The organism is Neorhizobium sp. P12A (genome assembly GCF_008365395.1).
GTDB lineage: Bacteria > Pseudomonadota > Alphaproteobacteria > Rhizobiales > Rhizobiaceae > Rhizobium.
Genome location: NZ_QOVX01000001.1, coordinates 932,694 through 955,558 on the forward strand (window position 1 = coordinate 932,694; position 22,865 = coordinate 955,558).

A 22,865-nucleotide genomic window follows, 5' to 3' on the forward strand; every position below is an offset into this window, starting at 1 on the left:
ATCCGGCTATTTGATATCCAGGTCGCCATCGCGCCAGACAAGATGCCGAGGCGTCGGCGGCAGGTTCTCGATCTCGTCGGCGATGAAGTAGGGCGGGATATCGAGCGCAGCAAGCGAAGCGCGCGTGGCTGGCACCCATTTGAACTCAAGTTCGCTTCTGCCGTCCTTGATCCGGTGCACGATGGCTTCCGGCGCGAAGGGAAAATGCTCCGGCACCTCCATTAGATAATAGAAGCCGAGCTCGTGCCAGTTTTTGTCCTCGTAATGGAAGAAATTCTCGACCGACCACAGCAGCCGGCCGACCGTCACTTCGACGCCGATTTCTTCCATCATCTCCCGCTTCAGCGTTTCCTCGGAGGTTTCCCCGATTTCGGCGCGCCCGCCGGGAAAGGTCCAGAAAGCCTCATGCGTGGCCCGATGTACCAGCACATGGCCGTTGCGGAACCCGAGGCCGGCTATGCGCACCTGGAAGCGACTGGTACCGGCATTCAGCCGAATGAGTGTCCGTTTTGCCAAGGTGCTGCCGCTCACTCGTCCTGCTCGAAGAGCCGGAATTGCGCGGCTTCCATTTCCTTCGGCGGCTGAAGCCCGAGATGCTTCCACGCGATCGCCGTCAGCACGCGACCGCGTGGCGTCCGCTGGATGAAGCCCTGCTGGATCATATAGGGCTCGATAATATCCTCGATCGCATCCCGTGGCTCGGAAAGCCCGGCGGCAATCGTCTCGATACCGACGGGACCGCCGCCGAAATTGACCGCGATCATGTTCAGATAGCGCTTGTCGAGCTGGTCGAGACCGACATTGTCCACCAACAGCCGCGTCAGCGCCTCGTCGGCGATCTCGCGCGTCACCGCTTCGGCCCGCGCCACTTCCGCGAAATCGCGCACACGACGCAGAAGACGACCGGCGATACGCGGCGTGCCGCGAGCCCTCCTCGCAATCTCGCGGGCGCCATCATCGGTCATGCCGAGCCCCATCAACCGCGCGCCACGTCGCACGATCAGTTCCAGCTCCTCGACGGTATAGAAGCTCAGGCGTACCGGAATGCCGAAGCGATCGCGCAGCGGCGTGGTCAGCAATCCGAGACGAGTTGTGGCAGCAACTAGCGTGAACTTGGCAAGGTCGATCTTGACGGAACGCGCCGCCGGCCCCTCGCCAATGATCAGGTCCAGTTGGAAATCTTCCATCGCCGGATAGAGGATTTCCTCGACCGCCGGATTGAGCCGGTGAATTTCATCGATGAAGAGGACGTCGCGTTCCTCGAGATTGGTGAGAAGCGCTGCCAGATCACCCGCCTTGGCAATGACCGGGCCGGAGGTCGAGCGAAAATTGACGCCGAGTTCCTTCGCCATGATCTGCGCAAGCGTCGTCTTGCCCAGACCCGGAGGACCGACAAAGAGCACATGGTCCAGCGCCTCGCCACGATTCTTGGCCGCCTCGATGAAGATCTTGAGATTGGCGCGCGCCTCCGCCTGGCCGGTGAATTCGTCCAGCGATTGCGGTCGCAGCGTCATATCCAGGTCTTCGCCCCGCTTGTCAGGCGATATCAGGCGGGCGGGTTCGCTCATGTCAGAAGTTCCATTCCTTCGATCATCTCGGCAGCACCCTTACTATAGTAAGGAGTTCGATGCGTCGAAACGAATTCACCGCGCAAGTTCCTTCAACCCGAAGCGTATCAGTTTGGCGCTGTCGGCCCCCTCGCCTGCCGATTTCATCGCGGCGGCGACCGCATTTGCCGCCTGGTCGCGGGAATAGCCGAGATTGGTGAGCGCCGAGACGGCGTCGGCAACGGGCGCCGAGGCGACCCCTTCACCGAGTTCCTGCTTCAGCCCGATATTGATCGCCTCGCCTGCAAAAGCGGGCGCCTTGTTCTTGAGTTCCGTCACCAGGCGAAGTGCGACCTTCGGCCCGACACCGGGGGCGCGAGAGACTGCGGCTTTGTCCTGCAACGCAATGGCATTTGCAAGTTCAGGCGGTGTCATCGTCGACAGGATTGCGAGGGCAACCTTCGCCCCCACCCCCTGAACGCCCTGCAGAATGTTGAACCACTCCCGTTCCAGCGCGGTCATGAAGCCGAAGAGCTTCAGCTGGTCTTCGCGGACATAGGTCTCGATAAAGAGAATGCAGGCCTCGCCGGCCGAGCCGAGCTTCGACAAGGTTCGCGCCGAACAGAAGGCGACATAGCAGACGCCGTGCACATCGACGAGCACATGGTCTTCGCCGATCTCTTCGATAGTGCCTTTCAGCTTGCCGATCATGAAATTGGTCCCTCAGGGATGGGTTTCGGGAGTGACGAGGTCAAGCAACGGGAAGTAGGGGCGGTAACCTTTGGGATCGCGGGTCAACACTGCATAGCCCCTGATCGCGGCATGAGCGCCGATCAGAAAATCGGGAAGAATCCGCTCGCGCCCGCCACCTGACGAACGATAGACGCGAAAGGCCGCTGCCGCCGCGAAAGCCGCAGGCCACGGCAGATTCTCCCGCCTGAATTCATCCTGCGGCAAAATGCGCTCGACCTCTTCGATGTCGTCATAGCGGATGGAAAATTCGGCATAGATAATGGGATTGATTACAACAGGCCCGCGCCGAAACGCGGAAACCACCTGCCCGCGCGACCAGACATGCCAAGGAGATCCGGTCGTGGTCAAATCCACAAGGACATTGGTGTCGACGATCGTCACCATTAAGATCGATCGCGCGTCATGGACATCAAGGCCTCGGCATCGATATCGGGATCGCCGGTTCCCTCGAGTCTTTTCAATGTATCCAGAAAACGATCGAGCCGTTGCCGATCCTCGATTTCGCTTTTCCCATTCTTGGGAGACAGCACCAATTTTCCGCCCTCAATGGAAAAAATGACCTCGCTGTTGAGCTCAATTCCCGCCAGTTCGCGCAGATCACGCGGAATTGTCACCTGTCCCTTGGATGTCACACGCATCAAACAGCTCCGATTACTCGGTAAGAATTATCATTACCATCGGAACAAGTAAAGAACAAACTACCCGGCAAGCGCCGCCATGCGCATCCGGTTGCCGCCACGATTGTGGGCGTGGCAGATGGCGATCGCCAGGGCGTCGGCGGCGTCATTGCCCTTGAACTCCACCTTCGGCATCAAAATCTTCAGCATCATGTGGATCTGCTGCTTTTCGCCGTGGCCGACGCCGATGACCGCTTTCTTGACAGCATTTGGCGCATATTCGGAAACCTGCAGGCCGGCGCGCGCGGGAACCAGCATGGCGATGCCGCGGGCCTGGCCGAGCTTCAGGGTCGCAACGGCATCCTTGTTGACAAAGGTTTGCTCGACCGCTGCTTCATCAGGCTTGTAGCTGTGAACGATCTCGGCAAGCCCATCGTGAAGCTGGCAAAGGCGCGAGGCGAGATCCATCTCGCCATCCGATGTGACGGTCCCTGAGGCAACGAAGCGCAATGAATTTCCGAGCGTATCGATGACACCCCAGCCGGTTCTGCGCAGGCCGGGATCGATACCGATGATGCGAATCGTATTTTGCATGGTTTACCCTATCGTTCGGCCTATTGCTGTGCCAGCAAAATGTGAACAAAACAAAAACACTCCCAGCCACTGAAGCTTGGCCGGTTGAACGAGAAGGCGAATGCAGCCGCCGACATATTTTTGGACAGTTTTGTCAAATCTTCCTTTGGAAAAGATGATTTGTCATCCTACATGAGAACGACGATCGCTTCTCCCTTCATAGCGCAGGTTTTGCCATGGTTCCCTTTTCCATCCTCGATCTTTCGCCCGTTGCCGAAGGCACCAGCGTCACCCAATCCCTCGAAAGCTCGAAACGCATGGCGCAGAAAGCTGAGGAATTCGGCTACAGGCGCTTCTGGCTCGCTGAACACCACGGCATGCCCGGCATCGCCAGCGCAGCAACCTCTGTCGTGATCGGTCATGTCGGCGCGGCAACCAAGCATATCCGCATCGGCTCGGGCGGCATAATGCTGCCGAACCATGCTCCTTTGACGATTGCTGAACAGTTCGGCACGCTGGAAGCCCTGTTTCCGGGCCGCGTCGATCTCGGCCTCGGAAGGGCGCCCGGGACGGACATGCGTACGGCCCAGGCCCTGCGCCGCAACCTTGATGCCGGCGCCCAAAGCTTTCCGAACGATATCGTCGAACTTCAACATCTGCTTGGCCCGGCAAGCGACAATCAGTCGATCCTCGCCGTTCCTGGGACGAATTCCAACATTCCGATCTGGCTCCTGGGCTCCAGCCTCTACAGCGCCCATCTGGCCGCCGCGCTCGGCCTGCCCTATGCCTTCGCCTCCCACTTCGCGCCGGATTCTCTTATCGATGCGATCGCCATCTATCGCGACCGCTTCAAGCCTTCGGAAACGCTCCACAAGCCCTATGTGATGGTCGGCGCCATGGCCGCTGCGGCTGATACCGACGCTGAAGCGGAGCGCCTTTTCACCTCGGCCCAACAGCAGTTCGTGAACCTGCGCCGCAACGTGCGCGGCCCGTTCCCGAAGCCTATCGAGGACATGGACGCCTTCTGGTCGCCGATGGAAAAGCTCAATGTCGAGCACACCCTGCGCTACGCCGTTGTCGGTTCGCCCAAGACCGCGGAAGCCAAACTCAATAATTTCCTGAAGGAAACGCAGGCCGACGAGGTGATCCTCTCCATGCCGATCCACGATATCGAGGCGCGGCTGAAATCGGTCGAGCTGTTTGCGGGATTGGATGTGTTTGAAAAGACGGCAGCCTGATTCGCCGCTCCGCGCAACAGGCTTTATGCAATATAGCTTGAAGCAAGTTGGGGCAGGCGGTTTCCCGCCTGCCCCCGGCCATATTAGCTAGCCCCCTTGGCAGCTATGGCCTTTCGCAAATCGTCCAGTTCTTCGCAGCCGCTTGGGCAAAGCTTCTGCAGCGTTGCCAGTTGCTCGTTGGCCTTGGCCATGTCGCCGGTCTCGACATAGAGTTCGCCGAGATATTCCCGGGCAGCCTTGTGGTCAGGCTGCAGTTCCAGCGCCTTGGTGTAGTAGGTGAGCGACGTCTTGTAGTCGCCGGTCTTGCGAAGCGTGAAGCCCATCAGATTGTAGACGTCAGCCTGCTGCGTGGTCTGCGCAATGCCCTGAAGCTCGGTCAGTGCTCCCGAATAATCCTTCGCCGCGATCTTGGCCTGAACGGAGGTCAGATCCGGAGCATCGGATGATTCGATGTTGTCGACAGCAAGCGCCGGGGCAGCGGCCGCGATGCAGATGATGAGGGCTGCGACGAGCTTGCCGCTCAGCATAAATTCTCTCATGATCGTTCTCCTTTATCGATCAGCTCTGAAGGACCGGCGTGAACCCGTAGGAATTGCCGTCCTTCACGAAAGTCCCCGTTCCCGGGAACGGAAAATGGGAACCGCAGATCTTGATATTGTCTGCGATCACCCGGTCGATCAGTTTGCGGCGGGTATCGACGGCCATCGGCCCGTCCTGGTCATAGGCGCCCTGCCATTCCGGATGCGGCGCAAGCAGAGCCGGCACGTACATGATGTCAGCCGAGACCATGAATTGGTCGCTCCCAGCATCAACCATGTAGACGGAGTGGCCAGGCGTATGGCCGGGCGCCGATACCAACCGGATGCCCGGGGCGACTTCGGCTCCGTCGTTGACAAGCTTCCAGTTCTTCCATTTCGGGAAGACATCTGCGATGCGCTTGCCGGCCGGCTTGCGATCGGGAGCGAGCTTGTCCAGACGGGCCGGATCGGTCCACCAGTTGAATTCGGCGGCGTTGACGATCAGCTCGGAATTCGGGAATACCGCGTCGTTCGTCCCCTTCTCCATCAGTCCCCAGACATGGTCCGGATGGAAATGCGAGATCATGATCGTATCGATCTTCTTGTAGTCGATGCCGGCCGCCGCCATGTTGGCCGGCAGATGCGTGGCGTTTGCCTGCCACTGCCCGACGCCGGAGCCGGCATCCATCATGATCAGCCGATCGCCCATCTTGAGAACGACGACGGTGAGCGGGATCGGCATGAATTCCGTGGTCAAGCCTGCCTTGGCAAGCGCGTCCTTCGTGTCCTCGATGGAGGCATTGCGGATGAATTTCGGATCATGCGGCTTGCGCCATATGCCGTCGTAGATCGCAGTGACTTCCACGTTGCCCACTTTGTAGCGATAGAAGCCGACGGTCGGCTCGAGCGGCGTCTCGGCGAAAGCCGGCGCCACGAATTCGAGCTTCGATGACAGACCGAACGCGGCCGCCGCTGCGGCCGAGCCCAAAACGGCGCGGCGTGTCATGTTGAACATTGTGATGTCTCCTCGGATAATTATGGGGTCTGCGGCGTGGAGCAGCATTTCGCCCCACTGCTGAAACCAGATCGCAGCCGCCGTCGATTTATTCCGAACCCCGCAAAGTTTTTTGCTATCTTGCTGAAATAAAAGGCCGAATTTTATCGCCGGTTGCCTGCACCGCAGAACAATCGAAAAAATTTAGTTCTAGATGGAATAAAAGCGGCGCCTCATCGATCTAGCTTATGAAGCCAGCATTGCACCTTCGCAGATCCGAGGCCTATTCTCCCTCGACGCAGCTCGGGAAACAGGATGACAAACGCCCCTCTCGCGTATTCGACATCATTTACCCATCGTCCCTTCCTCGCCTTCTTTGGCGACCTCGGCGCGGCGACGTCGCGATTTGCCCGTTCGGTCCTGAATGACGGGCCGGCAAGAGCGCTGTCGACTTTCAGAGAAACCATTCTGGCCATACTGGACACGACGGCCGATACGGACATCGGGGAACGGGCACGCGCCGAAGCCGGCAATGGTGCAGACGAAGCCGACGTGATGCGCCGCTTTCGCCAAACAATCGTGCCTCACATGGACGCCGCCTATAATTTCGCGCGTTTTCTCAGCCGGGATCAGGATGCGGCACAGGACATATTGCAGGACGCCTTCCTCAGGGCCTGCCGCAGCTTCGGTGGATATCGCGGCGGCGATCCACGCGCATGGATCTTCAGCATCGTGCGCAACTGCTATCACGCTTGGCTGATCGAAAAGCGGCGCAAGTCCCGCGTCGAGATCCCAATGCCAGGCCAGACGGAAGCCGACGGCGAGCGATCGTCCGATTTCGAAGTAGCCTCTGAGGAAGACACTCCGGAAATGTCGATGATCCATACGACGGAATCGCTGCGCGTCCGCAAGGTGATCAGCGCCTTGCCCGAAGCCATGCGCGAGGTACTGGTGCTGCGGGAACTGGAAGACCTCTCCTACCGCCAGATCGCCGAGATCGTCGACGTGCCGATCGGCACCGTCATGTCAAGGCTGGCGAGAGCGCGCCAGGAATTTGCGGACGCATGGCGCCTGACTGAAGACAACGGAAAGACGAAATGACTGACGAGAATGCCGACAAGGGAAGCTGCCCGGAATGGAGCATCATGTTGCACGGGTTCGTCGATGACGAACTGGATTCCGTGCACACCGCACAATTCGAGAGCCACCTTGCCACCTGCCCCGACTGCACTGCGGAACTGGAAAGACTTCAAACCATGAGACGGCTGACGAGACGGGATGGGGTAAAATGGCCGATGCCATCTGCCGTTCGCTCCACCCTGCTCGATGCCATCGCCGAGGAAAGCCGCTCGCGTGCAAACGCCCGTCGGGGCGTATCCGCGCAAGAGACTTGGTGGGCGCGCGGCCTGCGCTATGTGAAGGAATGGAGCTTTATTCCCTCGCTCGGCGTACTGGCCGCCAGCGCTTTTCTCTTCGTCAACGCGCCGACCGCAAACCTGCCGATCCAGGACGAGGTGTTGGCGAGCCATATCCGCTCGCTGCTCGCCAACCATCTGACCGACGTGCTGACATCAGACCAGCATACCGTCAAACCCTGGTTCGACGGCAAGATCGATTTCTCGCCGCCTGTCGTCGATCTGGCCCCGCAAGGCTTTCCGCTGGTCGGCGGTCGTGTGGACTATATCGACGGCAAGGTTGTCGCCGCTCTGATCTACAAGCGCCGCGCCCATGTCATCAACGTCTTCGTCTGGCCCGATAAGCCGGAAGCGGAGACCGCCGACACGCATGAGGGCTACAATGTCGTGAGATGGTCCGGCGGCGGCCTTGTCTTCTATGCGGTCTCAGATGTCGGTGCGTCTGACCTTGCGGCTTTCCGAGACGATTTCATCCGCCAGGCGGCGCTGTGATTTCTAGCGATCCTGAAGCGCAAGCCGCAGGCCAAGCCCGACATAGACGGCGCCGACCACCTTGTTCTGCCAGCGCCCGATGCCGGGATTGCGCTGTAGCCAGCGGCCGAAGGAACCTGCGGCCAAGGCGATGACAGCCGTATAGCTGACGCTGAGCAGCACGAAGATGATGCCGAGTTCGGCGAATTGCAGAATGGCCGGGCCGTTTGCCGGATGCACGAATTGCGGCAGGAAGGCGAGGAAGAACAGCGCCGTTTTCGGATTGAGAATTTCGGCGAGGATCGCCTGCCGGAATGCCTTGCCGGCACTGATCGGCCGCGTGGTCGGGAGATCGAGACGGCCGGACTTTTCGGTGATTGCCTTCAGGCCGAGATAGACGAGATAGGCGACGCCCGCATATTTCACGATGCTGAAAGCCAGCGCCGATGTCGCGAGAATGGCGGAGAGGCCGAAGGTCGCCATGATCGTATGCACGAGATCGCCGGTCGCAATGCCGAGCCCGGACGCAAACCCGATCGACCGCCCACCGGTCGTCGCCCGCGCCAGCACCAGCAGAACGGCGGGACCCGGGATCAGCATCAGACCCATCACGACGAGAACATAGGTCGCAAGCGTGGCTGTATCGATCATTTCATCCTCCTCGGCGACACGCGCCGATTGTCGGAAACGGCAGCGCGGTGCAATCCCTCATCCTGAGCCGATTTCGATCCGCCTGCGCAAGCGCAATTTCTCGCCTGCGCGGATATGCCGATGCGATTGGCACGGAGGACCCGGTTGCCAATCGAAACAAAAGGCCCCCGAAGCAAACTTCGAGGGCCCTTGTGAACTCAATCCTAAACGTCGATCAAGCGGAAAGCTTGGCCATGACCTCGTCGGAAACTTCGAAGTTCGAATAGACGTTCTGGACGTCGTCGTCATCTTCGAGGCTGTCGATCAGCTTCAGCAGCGACTGCGCACGCTCTTCGTCAACAGGCACGTTGTTCTGTGCTCTCCAGACGGCCTTGACCGTCTCTGCTTCGCCGAGCGTGGCTTCCAGAGCCTTGGCAACTTCGCTCATCGCCTCGAAACCCGTGGTGATGTAGTGGCCGTCTTCATCGGTTTCGACATCATCGGCGCCAGCCTCGATGGCAGCTTCCATGACCTTGTCGGCGTCGCCGACGGAAAGCTTGTAGGTGATCTCGCCGACATGGTCGAAGGAGAAGGACACCGAGCCGGTTTCCCCGAGCGCACCGCCCGCCTTGGAGAAGATCGAGCGAACGTTGGAGGCTGTGCGGTTACGATTGTCGGTCAGCGCCTCGACGATGATCGCCGTGCCGCCCGGGCCGTAGCCTTCATAGCGGACCGCATCGTAGTTCTCGCCCTCGGCGCCCGCGGCCTTCTTGATGGCGCGGTCGATATTGTCCTTCGGCATGGACTGCGCCTTGGCGTTCTGCACGGCGAGACGCAGAGCCGCGTTCATCGTCGGATCGGCAACACCGCTCTTGGCCGCAACCGTGATTTCGCGTGCGAGCTTGGAAAACAGCTTCGAACGGACCGCGTCCTGCCGACCCTTGCGGTGCATGATATTTTTGAACTGTGAATGGCCAGCCATGGCACCCCTGTCACGTCTTATTTTCGGAATGGGCCGCCTTATAAAAGCGAAGCAGCCGGCATTCAAGTAAAAAGCCGGAAATGCGCGTCGCAGCACCGCATTCTCGCCATTGCGAAAGCCGGGGAACAAAGCCAGCTACCTGACGTTTTGAACCGAACCTCATACGCTACGGAAAGGGAAAGCCATGGCCAGCTTCAGTGAAGCACGCGAACATCCGGCGCAACAGCTCTGGGATCAGGTAGACAACGTTCACGCCGGAATGCTGGGTATCGACGGCTCCGGAATGCATATGCAGCCCATGGCCCCGCACGCCGATCCAACGACCAACACGATCTGGTTCTATACCAAGACCGACGCGGACATCGCACGCGCCATCAAGCCCGGCACCCGTGCGCATTTCTGCCTCGTCGGCAAGGATCACGACTATCACGCATGCCTCGCCGGCAGCATCGAGGTGCGGCCCGATCCATCCCGCATCGACCAGTACTGGAGCTCGATCGTCGCTGCCTGGTACGATGACGGCAAGAAGGACCCCCACCTGACCATGCTTGCCATGCATGTGGACGATGCCGAAATCTGGGTCTCGACCGGGAGCAAGCTGAAGTTCGGCTGGGAAATCGCCAAGGCCAATCTCGACGACGAAAAGACGCCTGACGTCGGCATCAAGCGGCATCTGCAGTTCGCCTGATCGAAACTGACAACCGCATCACATCCCGGGCCGCGCAAGCGCCCGGGATTTCTGTGTCACATCATGCCGTTCACCACATAGATGAGCGGCTTCTTCGGCAATGTCCTGAGCGAAACCGTAAGCGTGTCGCCGGACGATTTCTCGACATCGAAATCCGGGCCGAATAGCGCCAGGAATTGATCCATGACCGGCCCGAAGCGATGCATCGGCAGGATGATCGACGAACGCAGCCGCTTCACCACGCGGCTCATGCTGTCAGAGCCCATGGTAAGGCCGCCATCGACGGGCACCATCACGATATCGAGACGGCCGATCTCCGCATATTGCTTGTCATTAAGCTCGAAATGCAGATGTCCGAGATGGCCGATGCAAAGCCCCGCCACTTCGAAAATGAAGATCGAATTGCCGTTCGGTTCGACGCCGCCGCCGTAGCCGGCGCGGATGTCGGTCGGGACATTGCGGATCAGCGTGTCGCCGACCTTCATGTTGATCTTCGCCGCCTCGCCGGGCGTGTCACTCCATCCATGCAGGACATATTTGATCGCGGGATCGGGGTTCAACGTGTAATGCGACGGATGCGCTTTGTTCATCGTTGCGACGGTTGGCGCATAAGGCGGCGGATAAACACCGCTGAAATCGGTCGCAATCGACACGCCGCCTGGCGTCTCGATGAAGAAGGTCGCGTGACCGAGAAAGGTGATCTTCACCTGGTCGTTGGCTTCCGCCGCCGCTTTCGAGGGCGGCGCGGACGTCAGATTGACGAATGTCGTCTTGGGCAGTGATTGCGCAATCGCCTGGCACTCGCTGGCAGGCGTCTGCGGTCGGGCCTGGATTTTCGTCTGCTGGGCTGTGGCAAGGTTCGGTGCAATGAAGGCCACAAGGCATGCGATAGCGAGGATAAAATCGTGCGGCTTCATGCCACCCCTCCGGCGCTTTCACGGTGCAGCGAGAATGCGGCATGGGTGGGAAGTGGTCCAGAGGACCGATGCTCACGATTGCGTGTTGGGCAGGGCAGCATGTTCCTCCCTCATTCCTGTGCTTGTCACCGGAATCCAGTGCGCCCAAGTCCCTGGGCGCGGGAGACGCATTATCTGGACGAGTCATTCACCGCGCGGACGCGCGGTTGCTGGATCCCTGTGCTTGTCACAGGGATGAGGGGAGTGTGTGGGCTTACCGCCAAAAATCCGGTATCGTCTCGGACAGCCGCGGACCGATCCTGAGCGGCGCGATCTTCTCCGCAAGCCCCGTCGCATCGGAAATCTCGACGCCTACGCCGCAGATCGTCGCCGGTCCCGATGCCGCTTCGAACCGACCCTTCGGCATCTTCGAAATGAAGCGGTTGAGCGGTTCTTCCTTTTCCATGCCGAGCGAGCTGTCATAGTCGCCGCACATGCCGGCATCGGTCATGTAGGCGGTGCCGCCGTTCAGGATCTGTGCGTCCGCCGTCGGCACATGCGTATGGGTGCCGACGACAAAGCTGGCGCGACCGTCGACGAAGTGGCCGAAGCACTGCTTTTCGCTGGTCGCCTCCGCATGGAAGTCGAAGATGATCGCATCCGCCTGTTCCTTCAACGGCGCAGCCGCAAGGATCGCCTCGGCTGACTTGAAAGGGTCGTCGAGTTCGGGATGCATGAACACGCGGCCCATGATGTTGGCAACAAGCACGCGGGCACCGTTGCGGGCATAGTAGATGCCCGAGCCGCGGCCCGGCGTGCCCTGCGGATAGTTTGCCGGACGCAGGAACTGATCGTGGCGGCCTGCGAACGTCACCGCTTCCTTCTGGTCCCAGACGTGGTTTCCCGTCGTGACGACATCGGCACCGGCATTGATGGTCTCAAGGAAGATATCTTCGGTAATGCCGAAGCCGCCGGCGGCGTTCTCGCCGTTGACGATGACGAAGTCGAGTTTCAGGTCGGAAATCAATCCGGGCAGACGGTCCCAGACTGCGGTACGTCCCGTTTTCCCAACCATGTCACCCAGAAACAGCAGTCGCATTCACTATCCAATCTCAGGAGAAAATATGCTGAGCCCGCTCTCGGTCAAGATCGCGTCCAGTCTGACATCATGGGGCTCAGCCGGTACTGATGGCACTTCTTGGCAATCGAATGCAATGCCGATCAGCTTCGGATCGAGCCCTTTTTGCCACAATCTATCGATTGCGCGGTCATAATAGCCGGCACCATAGCCAATCCGGTGCCCGGTCCGGTCGAAAGCCGAGAGCGGCACGAGCATCAGATCCGGATCGAGCACATGAGCATCAGGCCCTGGCCCAACCGTGCCGAAGCCGCTGGAGACGAGCGGCGCCTCGGGCAAAAGTTCGCGGAAGACGATCGTCAGCTTGTCCAGAATGACCGGAACGCAGAGCCGCGCACCACGCTCGCGCAGCCGCTCCATCAAGGGCCGGATATCAGCTTCCGAGCGGATCGGCAAAAAGCCCGATACGATCATGCCCGGCTCGACCGCAATGGCATCGCCGCTATGCCTCAGCATATCGCGCGCCTTATCGATACGCTCTTCCTCAGGAATGGCATCGCGTTCCGCCAGACGTGCGTTGCGCATCTCGGCTTTCAATTCTTTCGGTGTCATGGCCGCCCGATCTTTCAGATCACAAGGCCGTGGACCATAGAGGGCTGGCTGCCCAATTCAAGCCGCGGGGGCGACATTCCGAGCCTGGTTGAGGCGGAGTCCATATACTGATTTCGGGCTGTTATTTTAGCAAATACTTGTAGAGCTGTGACGTTGAGCGCAAAATGAGTTCCGCAGCGAGACGGGGCGTCGCCTGTGAGGAGAAAAATCATGAATGATTTGAGTCTCGCTACCCTCGAAAAGGGTCGAGCGATGGTGAGTGGCGCGGCCATCGAAGCACTTGCATCAGGCTTTCGCGGCGCCCTGCTGACGCCGGACGACCCTGCCTATGACGAAACGCGCGCCATCTGGAACGGGATGATCGACAAGCGGCCGGGCATCATATTCCGCTGCCTTGGTGCTGCTGACGTGATCGCGGCGGTCAAGTTTGCGCGCGAGAACAAGCTGCTCGTCTCCATCCGCGGCGGCGGCCACGGCATCGCTGGCAATGCGGTTTGCGACGGCGGCGTGGTGATCGATCTTTCCCAGATGCGCTCCGTAAGAGTCGACCGGCAGACCAGGCGCGCCCGCGTTGAGCCGGGCGCATTGCTGTCTGATGTCGACAAGGAAACGGCCGCGTTCGGCCTCGCTTTGCCGACCGGGATCAATTCGACGACCGGCATAGCCGGCCTGACGCTTGGCGGCGGCTTCGGCTGGCTCACAAGAAAATTCGGCCTGACGATCGACAATCTTCTCTCTGTCGACGTGGTGACTGCCGACGGGCAACTGCTGCGTGCGAGCCAGGAGGAGCACGCCGACCTCTTTTGGGCATTGCGCGGCGGCGGCGGCAATTTCGGCGTCGTGACATCATTCGAATTCCAGCTGAACGAACTCAATCCGCAGGTTCTGGCCGGACTGGTCGTGCATTCCTTCGACGACGCTGAAAACATCCTTCGGGACTATCGCGAAGCACTCGAGGCAGCCCCCGATGAGCTGACCTGCTGGGTCGTGATGCGCCATGCGCCCCCACTACCCTTCCTGCCCACGGAATGGCACGGCAAGAAGATCCTCGTTCTCGCCATGTGCTATGCCGGCGATGTCGAAGAGGGCAAGAAGGCGACGGCAAGGCTGCGCGGCATTGGGCGTCCCATCGCCGATGTGGTCGGCCCGGCACCCTTTGCGGCATGGCAACAGGCATTCGATCCGCTGCTGACGCCGGGAGCGCGCAATTACTGGAAGAGCCAGGATTTCGCGGCTCTTTCGGATGGCGCGATCGACGTATTGCGCCAGGCGGTCGGCAACCTGCCGGGACCGGAATGCGAAATATTCATCGGCCATGTCGGCGGTCGCGCCGGCCGCATTGCGCAGGATGCAACCGCATTCCCGCAACGCAAATCCCATTTTGTGATGAACGTCCATGCACGCTGGCGCGAGCAGAGCATGGACAACCCATGCATCAGCTGGGCGCGAGAGCTATTCGAGGCAACCAAGCCGCATGCGATCGGCACGGCCTATATCAACTTCATGCCGTTTGACGAAGGGGATCGGGTACAGGCCGCCTATGGCAGCAATTATCGGCATCTGGTCGAGATCAAGCAGCGCTACGACCCGCTCAACCTCTTCCGGATGAACCAGAACATTGCCCCGTCGACGGGTACGCGGGCGGCCTAGAGCAATTCCAGCAAAAGTGTAACACGGTTTTGCGTCCGGAATTGCGTCAAATCAAAGGGATAGAGCACGTCACCCGTAACCTGGGAAGAGCGACCGGCTATGGACTGGACCCGCTCTTCCCCTTTCTCTGTTCCCGAGGGGCCTAGAGGGAGGCCTTGCGCCTCATGGTCAGAAAGTGGTCCTCGGTGATATGCACTTCGACGCCGAGATAATCGGCAATCGTCGTGTGCGCCGTCTCGAATGGATGGGCATGCGTGGCGGTTATGACGGTTACATCAGCGCCCGCCGCCTCACCTGCCTGAACGCCGGCCAGAACATCCTCGAACACCAGGCAATGCGATGTGCTGACGCCGAGACGCTCAGCCCCCAGGATATAGCATTGCGGATTGGGCTTGCCGACGGTGACGTCTTCGGCGGTGACGATGAAACGCGGCATCGGCAGGCCGGCCGCTTCAAGCCGCGCCTTGGCAAGTGCGATCGGCGAGGACGTCACGATTGCCCAACGATCCGGCGGCAGCGATGCCAGGAATTCGACAGCGCCTGGGATCGGTATCACGCCGCGCGTATCTGCAATTTCGGCTTCAGCGATCAGCGCCGACTCGCGTACGGGATCGACGCCCGGCAGATTGAGCTGCCCGATCGTGTCGATGCCGCGCTTGCCATGCATCTTCGGAAGGAACTCGACGACATCGAGCCCCTGCCGCCTGGCCCAGTCGCCCCACACGCGCTCAGCCGCCGCGATCGAATTGAGGATCGTGCCGTCCATGTCGAAGAGGAAGGCCGAATAATGTTTGTCGAAGGCGGAGACGGGTGCGACAGGCAAGACTGTTTCCTCTTGGATTTCGAACGAATGGCGCGCCGTCGATCGAAGTATCGACTCACGGCTGCCTCCTTCCGACTACCGATAGTCAGGCCAGGAAGCAAACGAATGTCTTCAGGGATCGGGCCGGTATCGACCCGGACATTCAAACCAATAATGCAGCGGCGACAGGACGTCGCCGCCGGCAAAATTTCGATTACTCGACCAGCCGGCTCTTCAGCCCGTCGATGATGTGCTGCGCAAGCGCTTCGTAGTCATCGTCGAAATGGTGGCCGCCGGACATGCCGATCACCTGAGCGCCCGACCCATCGAGCGACGGGCATGCGACATCCTCGTCGTCGTCCTTGCCGTATATGCACTGGACGATCTTGGGGTTGACCGACTTCAGGTCGTTGAGCGGGTTTCCGCCCTTGCCCTCGCTTGCCGCGCCGAGCCAGCCCATGACCGAGATCACGTAGTCGACCTTACGCGACAGCGACAGAAGCGATATCTGCGCGACCTTGTTCTTCTGTTCCGGGGTCAGCATGTTGTAGCTCGCCGGCAATACGTCTGCCCCGAAGGAATAACCGACCAGCACGACATGGCGCACCTTCAGCCGCTTGGTGTAGTAGTCGATGATGCGACCGAGATCCTTGGCCGTTTCCTGTGGCGTCCGCTCCGACCAGAAATAGTGAAGCGTATCGACACCAACCACGGGGATGCCCTGGTCTTGCAGATAGCCGCCCACTTCCTTGTCGATGTCTCTCCAGCCACCGTCGCCCGAATAGACGATCGCGACCGTGTCCATGCTCGGCTTGGCATTCATCAGATCGAGCGGCAGGTTGAGTGATGACTTCTCGCTGTCGAGAACCTTGATGAAGTTGACCAGCCCGTCGCTCAGCGCCTGATAGGGATCGCTATCGTCGGAATCAGTGATCTGGACATCCGGATGCACCTTCTGGATATCCTCGACATGCGTGCGGCCATCCTTGTTGGCATTTTCCGTGAAGGTCGCGACAACAGGATTGGGCAAGGTGCCGTCCTGGAGACCGAACGCGATATTGTCGCCATAGGTCGTCTTCTCGGCCGGCGTGCACAGCTCCTGCTTCAGGCCAATGCCCGGCGTCGGATCGACTGCCAACGTTCCCGCGACCGTCGCATCGGGCGTCTGCGCCGCGATCGTCAGCGCCATCGCCCCGCCTTCGCCGACGCCGGCGATGATCGGCAGCTCATAGGTGCTGTCGGCGATGGAGCGCTGGATCTGCTGGCTGAGCGACTCGATGTCGGACACCATGTAGATGCAGCCATCGTTCTTGCTGACATCATATTTGTTGAGCGAAGCCAGGAAGGACGGATAATCGATGCCGATCACCAGCGAGCCACCGGCCACCAGCTTCTTGGCAACATTATTCTCCTTATCGCCCCAGCCGTCTCCATCGGAGATCAGCACGATTTCGCTGGTGACCTTGCCCTGTGGCCGCATGATATGCGGCGGCGAGATCATGCCGAGATCATATTTGGTATTGTCTTCGTCCGCTCTCGCCACACCGGCTGCGATAAGCGCGGCAGCGACGAACGACATTGCGTATTTCAAGATCATTTCCTGACGACCCCTTTCAGTCCGCCGCCGATCAGGAATGTCGCATCCATCAAAGCAATCATCGGACTTACCCCACCTGACACTGCAAGATAGCGCGCTTGCCATTCGGGGTGAAATTTCGATTTGAAGGCTCTTAGCCCTTTGAAGTTGTAATACCGTTCACCGTGCTCGAAGACCGTCCCGCCTACCCTGTCCCAGACAGGGGCAGATTCACGCTTCGACATGCCCGAGAGCGGTGCCATGCCGAGGTTGAAGCGCTGAAATCCGGCATTCCTAAGGTGATCGAGTATCTGGACGAACAGAAAATCCATCGAGCCCTTCGGCGCATCCGGCGAAAAGCGCATCAGGTCGACCGATCCCTCTTCCTTGGTCTCCGTCTGCAGGATGTTGGCGAAGGCGACGATCTTGCCATCCTTCTTCAAAATCCCGACCGGCTGCGAGGCAACGTAATCCGGATCGAAGGCACCGAGAGAAAAACCTTTCTCTTTGGCGTTGTGATCAGACAACCAGGCATCGGAAACTGCGGCAAGCTGATCGATGACCGCAGGGACATCCTGTGGCTCGATAACGGCAAATTCCAGTCCGTCGCGCAGCGCGCGGCTCGCCGTCTGGCGAAGATTGGCCCATTTGCCGCCCTTGAGCTCGAAATTCGCAAGATTGACGACGGCAAGCTCACCGAGCTTGAAGGCGCGAAGGCCGGCATCGGCGCAATAGGGCAGAAGCGATGGCGATATCTGGTAGAACACGGCCCGACAGCCTGCGGCACGTGCGGCCTCGACAAAGCGCCAGACAAGATCCGACATGGCCTGGCGCGGCCCGATCGGATCGAATAGCGCGATCCAGGAGCGTCCTTGCCTGCCATACATGATGAAGGCATCGCCCTTTTCGGAGAACATGATGCTCTTGTCGCGCATGCGCACCAGATTGGCGTCGGCGACGCCATGCTTTTCGACGATGGTGACGGCCCGCTCCAGCGCATCGTCGCTGACCGGCTGCAGCCGCGCGGTTGCAGGGCGCAGCAGGCTGAAGATCGCAAAGGCAGACGCCACGATCGAAATGCCGAGTGCGGCCCGAAGCCCGCGCGGCGCTTCGCCGACGAATTCGAATTGCCACCAGAGCTCGTTGCTGTAGTCCACGTCGCGATAGACGAAGAACAGGATCACGATGGCGCTGATGCAGATGACCGCGATCGCCATCAGCCATCCGGCAGTAAGCGCCTGGTTCAACAGCGAAGCCGGTCGGTTGAAGAGCCGCCGGCTGACAAAAAGACCGAAGATCAGGAAGGCGAGGAAGCTCGCCTCGACCAGCGCGATCGCCTTCAGTAGCGACAGCATCAGCGAGGCGACCGCGACCGAAACCGAAACCCACCAGGCGCCATCCAGTCGCTGACCGAGACCGCGGGCGGCAACGACAAGCGCAAGCCCGAGAAGGCTCGAGAAGAAATGCGCGCCTTCGATGACCGATAGCGGCAGATAGTCCGACAGGAATTCGAGGTTTTCGTCCGGCGTCGGCGTGACGCTCGAAAACACCAGCATGACGCCCAAAAGCAGGGCGAAAGCCGACAACAGCTGCGGCATCAGCCGCCCGCCGATGCGGCGCACGCTCGATGCCGCAGGATGGTCGACGAAGCGGCGCAGCTCGGCAGCCGCGACCGCAAGGATCGCGATCAGCAGCGGAATGACGTGGTAGATGACGCGATAGAGAACGAGCGAACCGAGGACGGCATCGACGTTCACCGCATTGCCGAGCCAGGCGATGATGACGGTTTCGAAGACACCAAGCCCTGCCGGAACGTGGCTGAGCACGCCTAGGCCAACGGCGATGGAATAGACCGCCAGGAACGCCGGCCAGCCGATGGCCGAATCCGGAAGCAGGACGTAGAGTACCGAAGCCGAAGCGGCGATATCCAATGCCGTGACCAGGAATTGCCGCGACCATGTGCGCGAATCCGGCAGGCGGAACGAAATCGGGCCGATGGAAACCTCGCGCTCGTCGCGCCCAAGGACAACGACGATGGCAAGCATCAGTATGATCACCGAAGCGAGCACGCGCAGCCAAATACCGTTGACATTGATCAACGGCCCGATCTCATCGGCAATGATAAGCAGGGAGATGGAGCCAACGGCAGCAAGGCCGAGACCGAAGGAGAGCGTCACGAAGGCGATGACGCGCGTGATCTCTTCCGGCGTCAGTCCCTGGCGCGTATAGGCGCGGTAGCGGATCGCGCCGGCGCTGAGTGCACCGAACCCGGCAGTATTGCCGACCGCATAGGCGCTGAAGGCGGTCAGAGCCACATGCGGAAACGGCAACTTCTTGCCGATATATTCCAGCGCGTTCTGGTCGTAGAAGACCAGCGCGAAGAAGCTGAGGCCCGTGAAGAACAAGGCAAGCAGGATCGAGCTGACTTTGGTCTCGGCCAGCGCCAGGACGACATCGTCATAGCGCACCTCCTGCGTCATATGGAAAATCGCAAGCGCCACCAGCCCGAAGACGAAGACGCTGAGAACCGCGACGATCTGTGTCTTGTAGCTGCCGAGGATGCTTCTCAGCCAGCCGCGCTCTTCCACTTCCTCTTCGGACTTTTCCAAATCGATTGGAGTCGACATGATTTTCCTGTTTTGATCTGGCTTTCGCCGGGCCCACTCAGCAGATGTGCAGTAAAGATAAATCTTAAGTTTGTTATGACCGTCTGCACGCCTTTGGCAGGCTCTTTTCTCTACGCGCTCCCATTATCAGCAATTTGGGCAATTTTGGCGCAGGACTCGCCCCCAAGCCGAGAATCTCTTCTTATTGTAAGGAATTTCTTGTTCACGCCGTATTTGAGCTTATCCACATGGAAAATCGGACATGGTGGGATTCCTGAGCAATCAGGACGTGAACCACCAATGTGACCTCTACCGGCGTCAGGTCTTCGCCGATACTTTTCGGACCACCGTGCCCTCCCAACCGAGAACACGACCATCCAGCGAGCGGAATTCGAGCGGGCCGACCGGCTGGCCTGCGGCAATATCGATCAGTTCGGAATGCGGTTCCCCCGGCGCAAAAAGATGGGCTTCTCCCCATTGTCGCAGCCCGACGATGACGTGGAACAAACCACGCCCCTTTTCCGTCAGCACATATTCCTTATAGGCACTGCCGTTCGAGGCAGGGACTAGCGCCAGGACGTCCGCGTTCACGAGGCTGTTCAGCCGCGCAGACAGGATGCCCTTTGCCACACCGAGGCTCTTCTGGAATTCGCCGAACCGCCGCATGCCGTCAAAAGCATCGCGAATGATGAGAAGCGACCACCAATCGCCGATCGTGTCCAACGACCGCGCGACAGGACAATCCGCCTCTCTGAGACTGGTTCGCCTGACCAAGACAGGTCTCCTTCGCATCCTGATTGTTTGGTCTCAACATAGGACTAGACAAGTCCCATGACAACTGGTCCTATTATAGGACCAAATAGAAAGGACGAATGGGATGACTGATAGCGATGACCAAATTCCTGATGAAATCAGAGGAGATGCCGCCAACGGAAGATTGACGCCCGCCATGACAATGATCTTTGCGATCGCCTGCGGTCTGAGTGTGGCCAACATCTATGCCGCGCAGCCCCTGCTCGATGCGATGGCGCGGGATTTCGACGTCGATCCCGCATCCATCGGCATCATCATCTCCATGACGCAGGTCGGCTATGGGCTCGGCCTCATCTTTCTCGTTCCGCTTGGCGACACCATCGATCGCCGCAAGCTGATCGTCAGTCAGGCGGTTCTGTCAGCAATTGCCTTGACGATCGTAGGCACCGCATCGGGATTTGCGGTCATGCTTGCCGCAATTGCTGCGGTCGGTCTACTGGCCGTGGTCGTGCAAAGCCTCGTTGCCTTCGCTGCTACATTGGCAGCACCTGCCGAGCGCGGCAGGGCTGTCGGCTTGGTGACCAGTGGCGTGGTGATCGGCATCCTGATGGCGCGCTTCGCTTCCGGCATGCTTGCCGATATCGGCGGCTGGCGCTGCGTCTATCTCGTATCCGCCGCCATGACCCTTTCGATGGCGGTCCTGCTTGCCTGGACGCTGCCCCGACAACGATCATCAGGAAAAACGGAATCCTATGGCGATCTGCTGCGCTCCCTGTTTGCTCTTTTTGCAGGGGAACGGCTTCTGCGCGTTCGCGCCACGCTGGCCCTCTTGATCTTCGCCGCCTTCAGCACATTCTGGACGGCAATGGTTCTGCCGCTGAGCGCACCGCCTCTATCTCTGTCACATACGGAAATCGGGTTGTTCGGCCTGGCGGGCATGGCGGGCGCCGTGGCAGCCGGTGGCGCCGGACGGCTCACCGATCGCGGATACGGCGAAAGGACGACCGGCCTCTCGCTTGCTCTCATGCTGGCCGCGTGGCTGCCGATTGCGATGCTTCACTGGTCGATCTGGCTGCTTGTCCTCGGCGTCGTTGCTCTGGACCTGGCTATCCAGGCCGTCCACGTTACAAACCAGAGCATGATCTTCACCCTGCACCCGGAAGCGCGCAGCCGACTGGTCGCCGGCTACATGGTATTTTATTCGATTGGCAGCGCGGCTGGCGCCAGCGGCTCGACGATCGTCTACGGAATTGCAGGCTGGCCCGGCGTCTGCATCCTCGGCGCCGGCATAAGCGTCACGGCGCTGATCTTCTGGGCTGCAACGAGACAGATGTCGGATTGCCCCATAGCAGTGGCCGACAGAGCATAGACGTCGGTGCAGGGCGCGCCAAAATGATCGCGTCGTTCAGGGGGAAAAAGTGCGATCCACGGCGACCGATGGAGATTTACGATCCTGGGTGCCTACAAACGTAGGTGGGCGCCATATGACCAAGCCCACGAGCCTGGTCAGGGACAGCTCCCTTTGGATCGAGTATGGCCCCAGGGATTGTGGTTCCTGTCGGGAAGCGCAGACCGCATCCGAGTATATAGAGGCATTCGGCGCGCCGCACCAGTAGCACGGCACTGAACCCTCGAAATTAGTTGACCTCTGCGCTAGGTCGCGCCACCAGCTTCTCGGTGATACCCCTGATATTGGCCGTGACCTCGTTGAGAGCCTGTGCCAGCGTCTCCTCCGACCGGGCGCTGGTCGCAAGCGCGGTGTCGCGATTGCTGCGCAGCGTCTCCAGCTCGCCTTCCAGAGAGGAAACCCGGCGGGAAAGCTCCGAAACCTCGTCCATGATCATGATGCCGGCCATGACGGTGATGCGAAGATCGCCGATCTCCCCGAATTGATCCTTGAGATGACCGACATAACGGTCGAAGCGGGTGGCAAGATCCGTCAGGTGTTCTTCCTGGCCCTCTTCGCAGGCCATCCGATAGGCCTTGCCGTCGATCGTTACCGTTACCTGCGCCATTCGACTTCTCGTTCCTGGCCGTTATCGCCCGCCCCGCACAAGGCAAATCCTCAGCGGTCGAGCACGGCCCTTATGGTTTCCATCGCAGTGACTAGCCGGCGGGAAACCTCGCGATTGACTTCTTCCAGACGGTTTGCGCGGAACTCGGCCTGATCGAGTTCCTGTGCCAGCCGCGAGCGGTCGGCATGCACCCGGCGGACTTCACCGTCGATTTCGCTTCTCTCACGCTCCCGCTCGAACCGCATATCGACGGCATTCTCCAGCGCCGCGATCGCCTGTCGCAATTCGCTGAGCGCCGCATCCATGGTTTTCCCCGTGGGCATCATGTCTTCCGGTTCCCGCGCAAGATTCCGAATCGTTTATCGGGCCACTTGTCTGATTTACAAACAGTATTCACCTCGGCAACTGCCCGTCAATAAAGGCACCCGTGCGGCAGGTGGCGTTATCTGTG

The 22,865-nt window shown here is 59.9% G+C and carries 25 protein-coding genes and 1 other RNA gene; 6 read left to right on the plus strand and 20 right to left on the minus strand.

Going from position 1 to position 22,865, the window contains the following annotated elements; translation table 11 throughout:
* Positions 1-6: 6 nt before the first annotated feature.
* The 6 genes from DTW90_RS04450 to ruvC form a co-directional block, all read right to left on the minus strand.
* On the minus strand, positions 7-516 hold the full coding sequence (locus DTW90_RS04450) for an NUDIX hydrolase (protein ID WP_149337042.1): 510 nt from the start codon (positions 514-516) through the stop codon (positions 7-9).
* Between the two features lie 11 nt (positions 517-527).
* The gene (gene ruvB, locus DTW90_RS04455; protein WP_149336653.1) at positions 528-1,568 is read right to left on the minus strand and encodes a Holliday junction branch migration DNA helicase RuvB; all 1,041 of its coding nucleotides are present in this window, start codon (positions 1,566-1,568) and stop codon (positions 528-530) included.
* Positions 1,569-1,643: 75 nt separating this feature from the next.
* Complete coding sequence (ruvA, locus tag DTW90_RS04460) at positions 1,644-2,258, minus strand: Holliday junction branch migration protein RuvA (protein WP_149336655.1); 615 nt, start codon at positions 2,256-2,258, stop codon at positions 1,644-1,646.
* Between the two features lie 12 nt (positions 2,259-2,270).
* Positions 2,271-2,684, minus strand: coding sequence for a type II toxin-antitoxin system VapC family toxin (locus DTW90_RS04465; protein WP_149336657.1), 414 nt, complete (start codon positions 2,682-2,684; stop codon positions 2,271-2,273).
* On the minus strand, positions 2,684-2,938 hold the full coding sequence (locus DTW90_RS04470) for an AbrB/MazE/SpoVT family DNA-binding domain-containing protein (protein ID WP_132518330.1): 255 nt from the start codon (positions 2,936-2,938) through the stop codon (positions 2,684-2,686). The genes DTW90_RS04465 and DTW90_RS04470 overlap by 1 nt, the downstream gene beginning before the upstream one ends.
* A gap of 60 nt (positions 2,939-2,998) precedes the next feature.
* On the minus strand, positions 2,999-3,511 hold the full coding sequence (gene ruvC, locus DTW90_RS04475) for a crossover junction endodeoxyribonuclease RuvC (RefSeq protein WP_132518328.1): 513 nt from the start codon (positions 3,509-3,511) through the stop codon (positions 2,999-3,001).
* 215 nt (positions 3,512-3,726) lie between these two features.
* Between ruvC and DTW90_RS04480 the strand changes: the two genes are divergently transcribed.
* On the plus strand, positions 3,727-4,728 hold the full coding sequence (locus tag DTW90_RS04480; protein ID WP_149336659.1) for an LLM class flavin-dependent oxidoreductase: 1,002 nt from the start codon (positions 3,727-3,729) through the stop codon (positions 4,726-4,728).
* 83 nt (positions 4,729-4,811) lie between these two features.
* On the opposite strand, the gene DTW90_RS04485 is transcribed toward DTW90_RS04480, so the two are convergent.
* Together DTW90_RS04485 and DTW90_RS04490 are read right to left on the minus strand one after the other, a co-directional pair.
* Positions 4,812-5,255 carry a tetratricopeptide repeat protein gene (locus tag DTW90_RS04485; protein WP_245512621.1) on the minus strand — a complete coding sequence of 148 codons (444 nt, stop codon included), beginning with the start codon at positions 5,253-5,255 and terminating at the stop codon, positions 4,812-4,814.
* A gap of 31 nt (positions 5,256-5,286) precedes the next feature.
* Positions 5,287-6,261 (minus strand): MBL fold metallo-hydrolase, encoded by a 975-nt coding sequence (locus DTW90_RS04490; protein ID WP_132518322.1) that lies wholly within the window; start codon positions 6,259-6,261, stop codon positions 5,287-5,289.
* Positions 6,262-6,555: 294 nt separating this feature from the next.
* Here DTW90_RS04490 and DTW90_RS04495 point away from each other — a divergent pair, with 294 nt between their 5' ends.
* Together DTW90_RS04495 and DTW90_RS04500 are read left to right on the plus strand one after the other, a co-directional pair.
* Positions 6,556-7,341: a sigma-70 family RNA polymerase sigma factor gene (locus tag DTW90_RS04495; RefSeq protein WP_149336661.1), complete on the plus strand. Its 786-nt coding sequence runs from the start codon at positions 6,556-6,558 to the stop codon at positions 7,339-7,341.
* Positions 7,338-8,147, plus strand: a complete 810-nt coding sequence (locus DTW90_RS04500; RefSeq protein ID WP_149336662.1) for an anti-sigma factor — start codon at positions 7,338-7,340, stop codon at positions 8,145-8,147. The genes DTW90_RS04495 and DTW90_RS04500 overlap by 4 nt, the downstream gene beginning before the upstream one ends.
* Positions 8,148-8,150: 3 nt before the next feature.
* Here DTW90_RS04500 and DTW90_RS04505 read toward each other — a convergent pair whose 3' ends face one another.
* Together DTW90_RS04505 and DTW90_RS04510 are read right to left on the minus strand one after the other, a co-directional pair.
* The gene (locus tag DTW90_RS04505) at positions 8,151-8,777 is read right to left on the minus strand and encodes a LysE family translocator (protein WP_132518316.1); all 627 of its coding nucleotides are present in this window, start codon (positions 8,775-8,777) and stop codon (positions 8,151-8,153) included.
* A gap of 214 nt (positions 8,778-8,991) precedes the next feature.
* Complete coding sequence (locus tag DTW90_RS04510) at positions 8,992-9,738, minus strand: YebC/PmpR family DNA-binding transcriptional regulator (RefSeq protein ID WP_132518314.1); 747 nt, start codon at positions 9,736-9,738, stop codon at positions 8,992-8,994.
* 184 nt (positions 9,739-9,922) lie between these two features.
* Here DTW90_RS04510 and DTW90_RS04515 point away from each other — a divergent pair, with 184 nt between their 5' ends.
* Positions 9,923-10,426, plus strand: coding sequence for a pyridoxamine 5'-phosphate oxidase family protein (locus tag DTW90_RS04515; RefSeq protein WP_132518312.1), 504 nt, complete (start codon positions 9,923-9,925; stop codon positions 10,424-10,426).
* 56 nt (positions 10,427-10,482) lie between these two features.
* Here the strand turns inward: DTW90_RS04515 and DTW90_RS04520 are convergent, their stop codons facing one another.
* From DTW90_RS04520 to DTW90_RS04530, 3 genes are all read right to left on the minus strand, one after another.
* Complete coding sequence (locus DTW90_RS04520; RefSeq protein ID WP_132518310.1) at positions 10,483-11,343, minus strand: MBL fold metallo-hydrolase; 861 nt, start codon at positions 11,341-11,343, stop codon at positions 10,483-10,485.
* 253 nt (positions 11,344-11,596) lie between these two features.
* Positions 11,597-12,421 (minus strand): TIGR00282 family metallophosphoesterase, encoded by an 825-nt coding sequence (locus DTW90_RS04525; RefSeq protein WP_149336664.1) that lies wholly within the window; start codon positions 12,419-12,421, stop codon positions 11,597-11,599.
* A 3-nt stretch (positions 12,422-12,424) separates the two neighbouring features.
* Positions 12,425-13,012 (minus strand): 5-formyltetrahydrofolate cyclo-ligase, encoded by a 588-nt coding sequence (locus DTW90_RS04530; RefSeq protein ID WP_149336666.1) that lies wholly within the window; start codon positions 13,010-13,012, stop codon positions 12,425-12,427.
* A 210-nt stretch (positions 13,013-13,222) separates the two neighbouring features.
* Between DTW90_RS04530 and DTW90_RS04535 the strand changes: the two genes are divergently transcribed.
* The gene (locus DTW90_RS04535) at positions 13,223-14,662 is read left to right on the plus strand and encodes an FAD-binding oxidoreductase (RefSeq protein WP_149336668.1); all 1,440 of its coding nucleotides are present in this window, start codon (positions 13,223-13,225) and stop codon (positions 14,660-14,662) included.
* Positions 14,663-14,804: 142 nt separating this feature from the next.
* Here the strand turns inward: DTW90_RS04535 and DTW90_RS04540 are convergent, their stop codons facing one another.
* The 4 genes from DTW90_RS04540 to DTW90_RS04555 all read right to left on the minus strand — a co-directional run bounded on the left by DTW90_RS04540 (position 14,805) and on the right by DTW90_RS04555 (position 20,438).
* A complete protein-coding gene (locus tag DTW90_RS04540; protein ID WP_348642625.1) occupies positions 14,805-15,485 on the minus strand; it encodes an HAD family hydrolase in 681 nt (226 codons plus the stop codon).
* A 193-nt stretch (positions 15,486-15,678) separates the two neighbouring features.
* Positions 15,679-17,061 carry an AcvB/VirJ family lysyl-phosphatidylglycerol hydrolase gene (locus DTW90_RS04545; protein ID WP_132518302.1) on the minus strand — a complete coding sequence of 461 codons (1,383 nt, stop codon included), beginning with the start codon at positions 17,059-17,061 and terminating at the stop codon, positions 15,679-15,681.
* Positions 17,058-19,667, minus strand: a complete 2,610-nt coding sequence (gene mprF, locus DTW90_RS04550; RefSeq protein WP_132518300.1) for a bifunctional lysylphosphatidylglycerol flippase/synthetase MprF — start codon at positions 19,665-19,667, stop codon at positions 17,058-17,060. The genes DTW90_RS04545 and mprF overlap by 4 nt, the downstream gene beginning before the upstream one ends.
* Before the next feature lie 297 nt (positions 19,668-19,964).
* On the minus strand, positions 19,965-20,438 hold the full coding sequence (locus DTW90_RS04555) for a helix-turn-helix domain-containing protein (RefSeq protein WP_210251406.1): 474 nt from the start codon (positions 20,436-20,438) through the stop codon (positions 19,965-19,967).
* A gap of 157 nt (positions 20,439-20,595) precedes the next feature.
* Between DTW90_RS04555 and DTW90_RS04560 the strand changes: the two genes are divergently transcribed.
* Complete coding sequence (locus tag DTW90_RS04560; RefSeq protein ID WP_246664900.1) at positions 20,596-21,768, plus strand: MFS transporter; 1,173 nt, start codon at positions 20,596-20,598, stop codon at positions 21,766-21,768.
* Between the two features lie 49 nt (positions 21,769-21,817).
* Here DTW90_RS04560 and ssrS read toward each other — a convergent pair.
* The 3 genes from ssrS to DTW90_RS04575 form a co-directional block, all read right to left on the minus strand.
* Positions 21,818-21,976: non-coding RNA, 6S RNA (gene ssrS, locus DTW90_RS04565), on the minus strand.
* Positions 21,977-22,036: 60 nt separating this feature from the next.
* A complete protein-coding gene (locus DTW90_RS04570; RefSeq protein ID WP_132518294.1) occupies positions 22,037-22,414 on the minus strand; it encodes a cell division protein ZapA in 378 nt (125 codons plus the stop codon).
* Positions 22,415-22,464: 50 nt separating this feature from the next.
* Positions 22,465-22,740, minus strand: coding sequence for a DUF4164 domain-containing protein (locus DTW90_RS04575; RefSeq protein ID WP_132518292.1), 276 nt, complete (start codon positions 22,738-22,740; stop codon positions 22,465-22,467).
* Positions 22,741-22,865 lie beyond the last annotated feature (125 nt).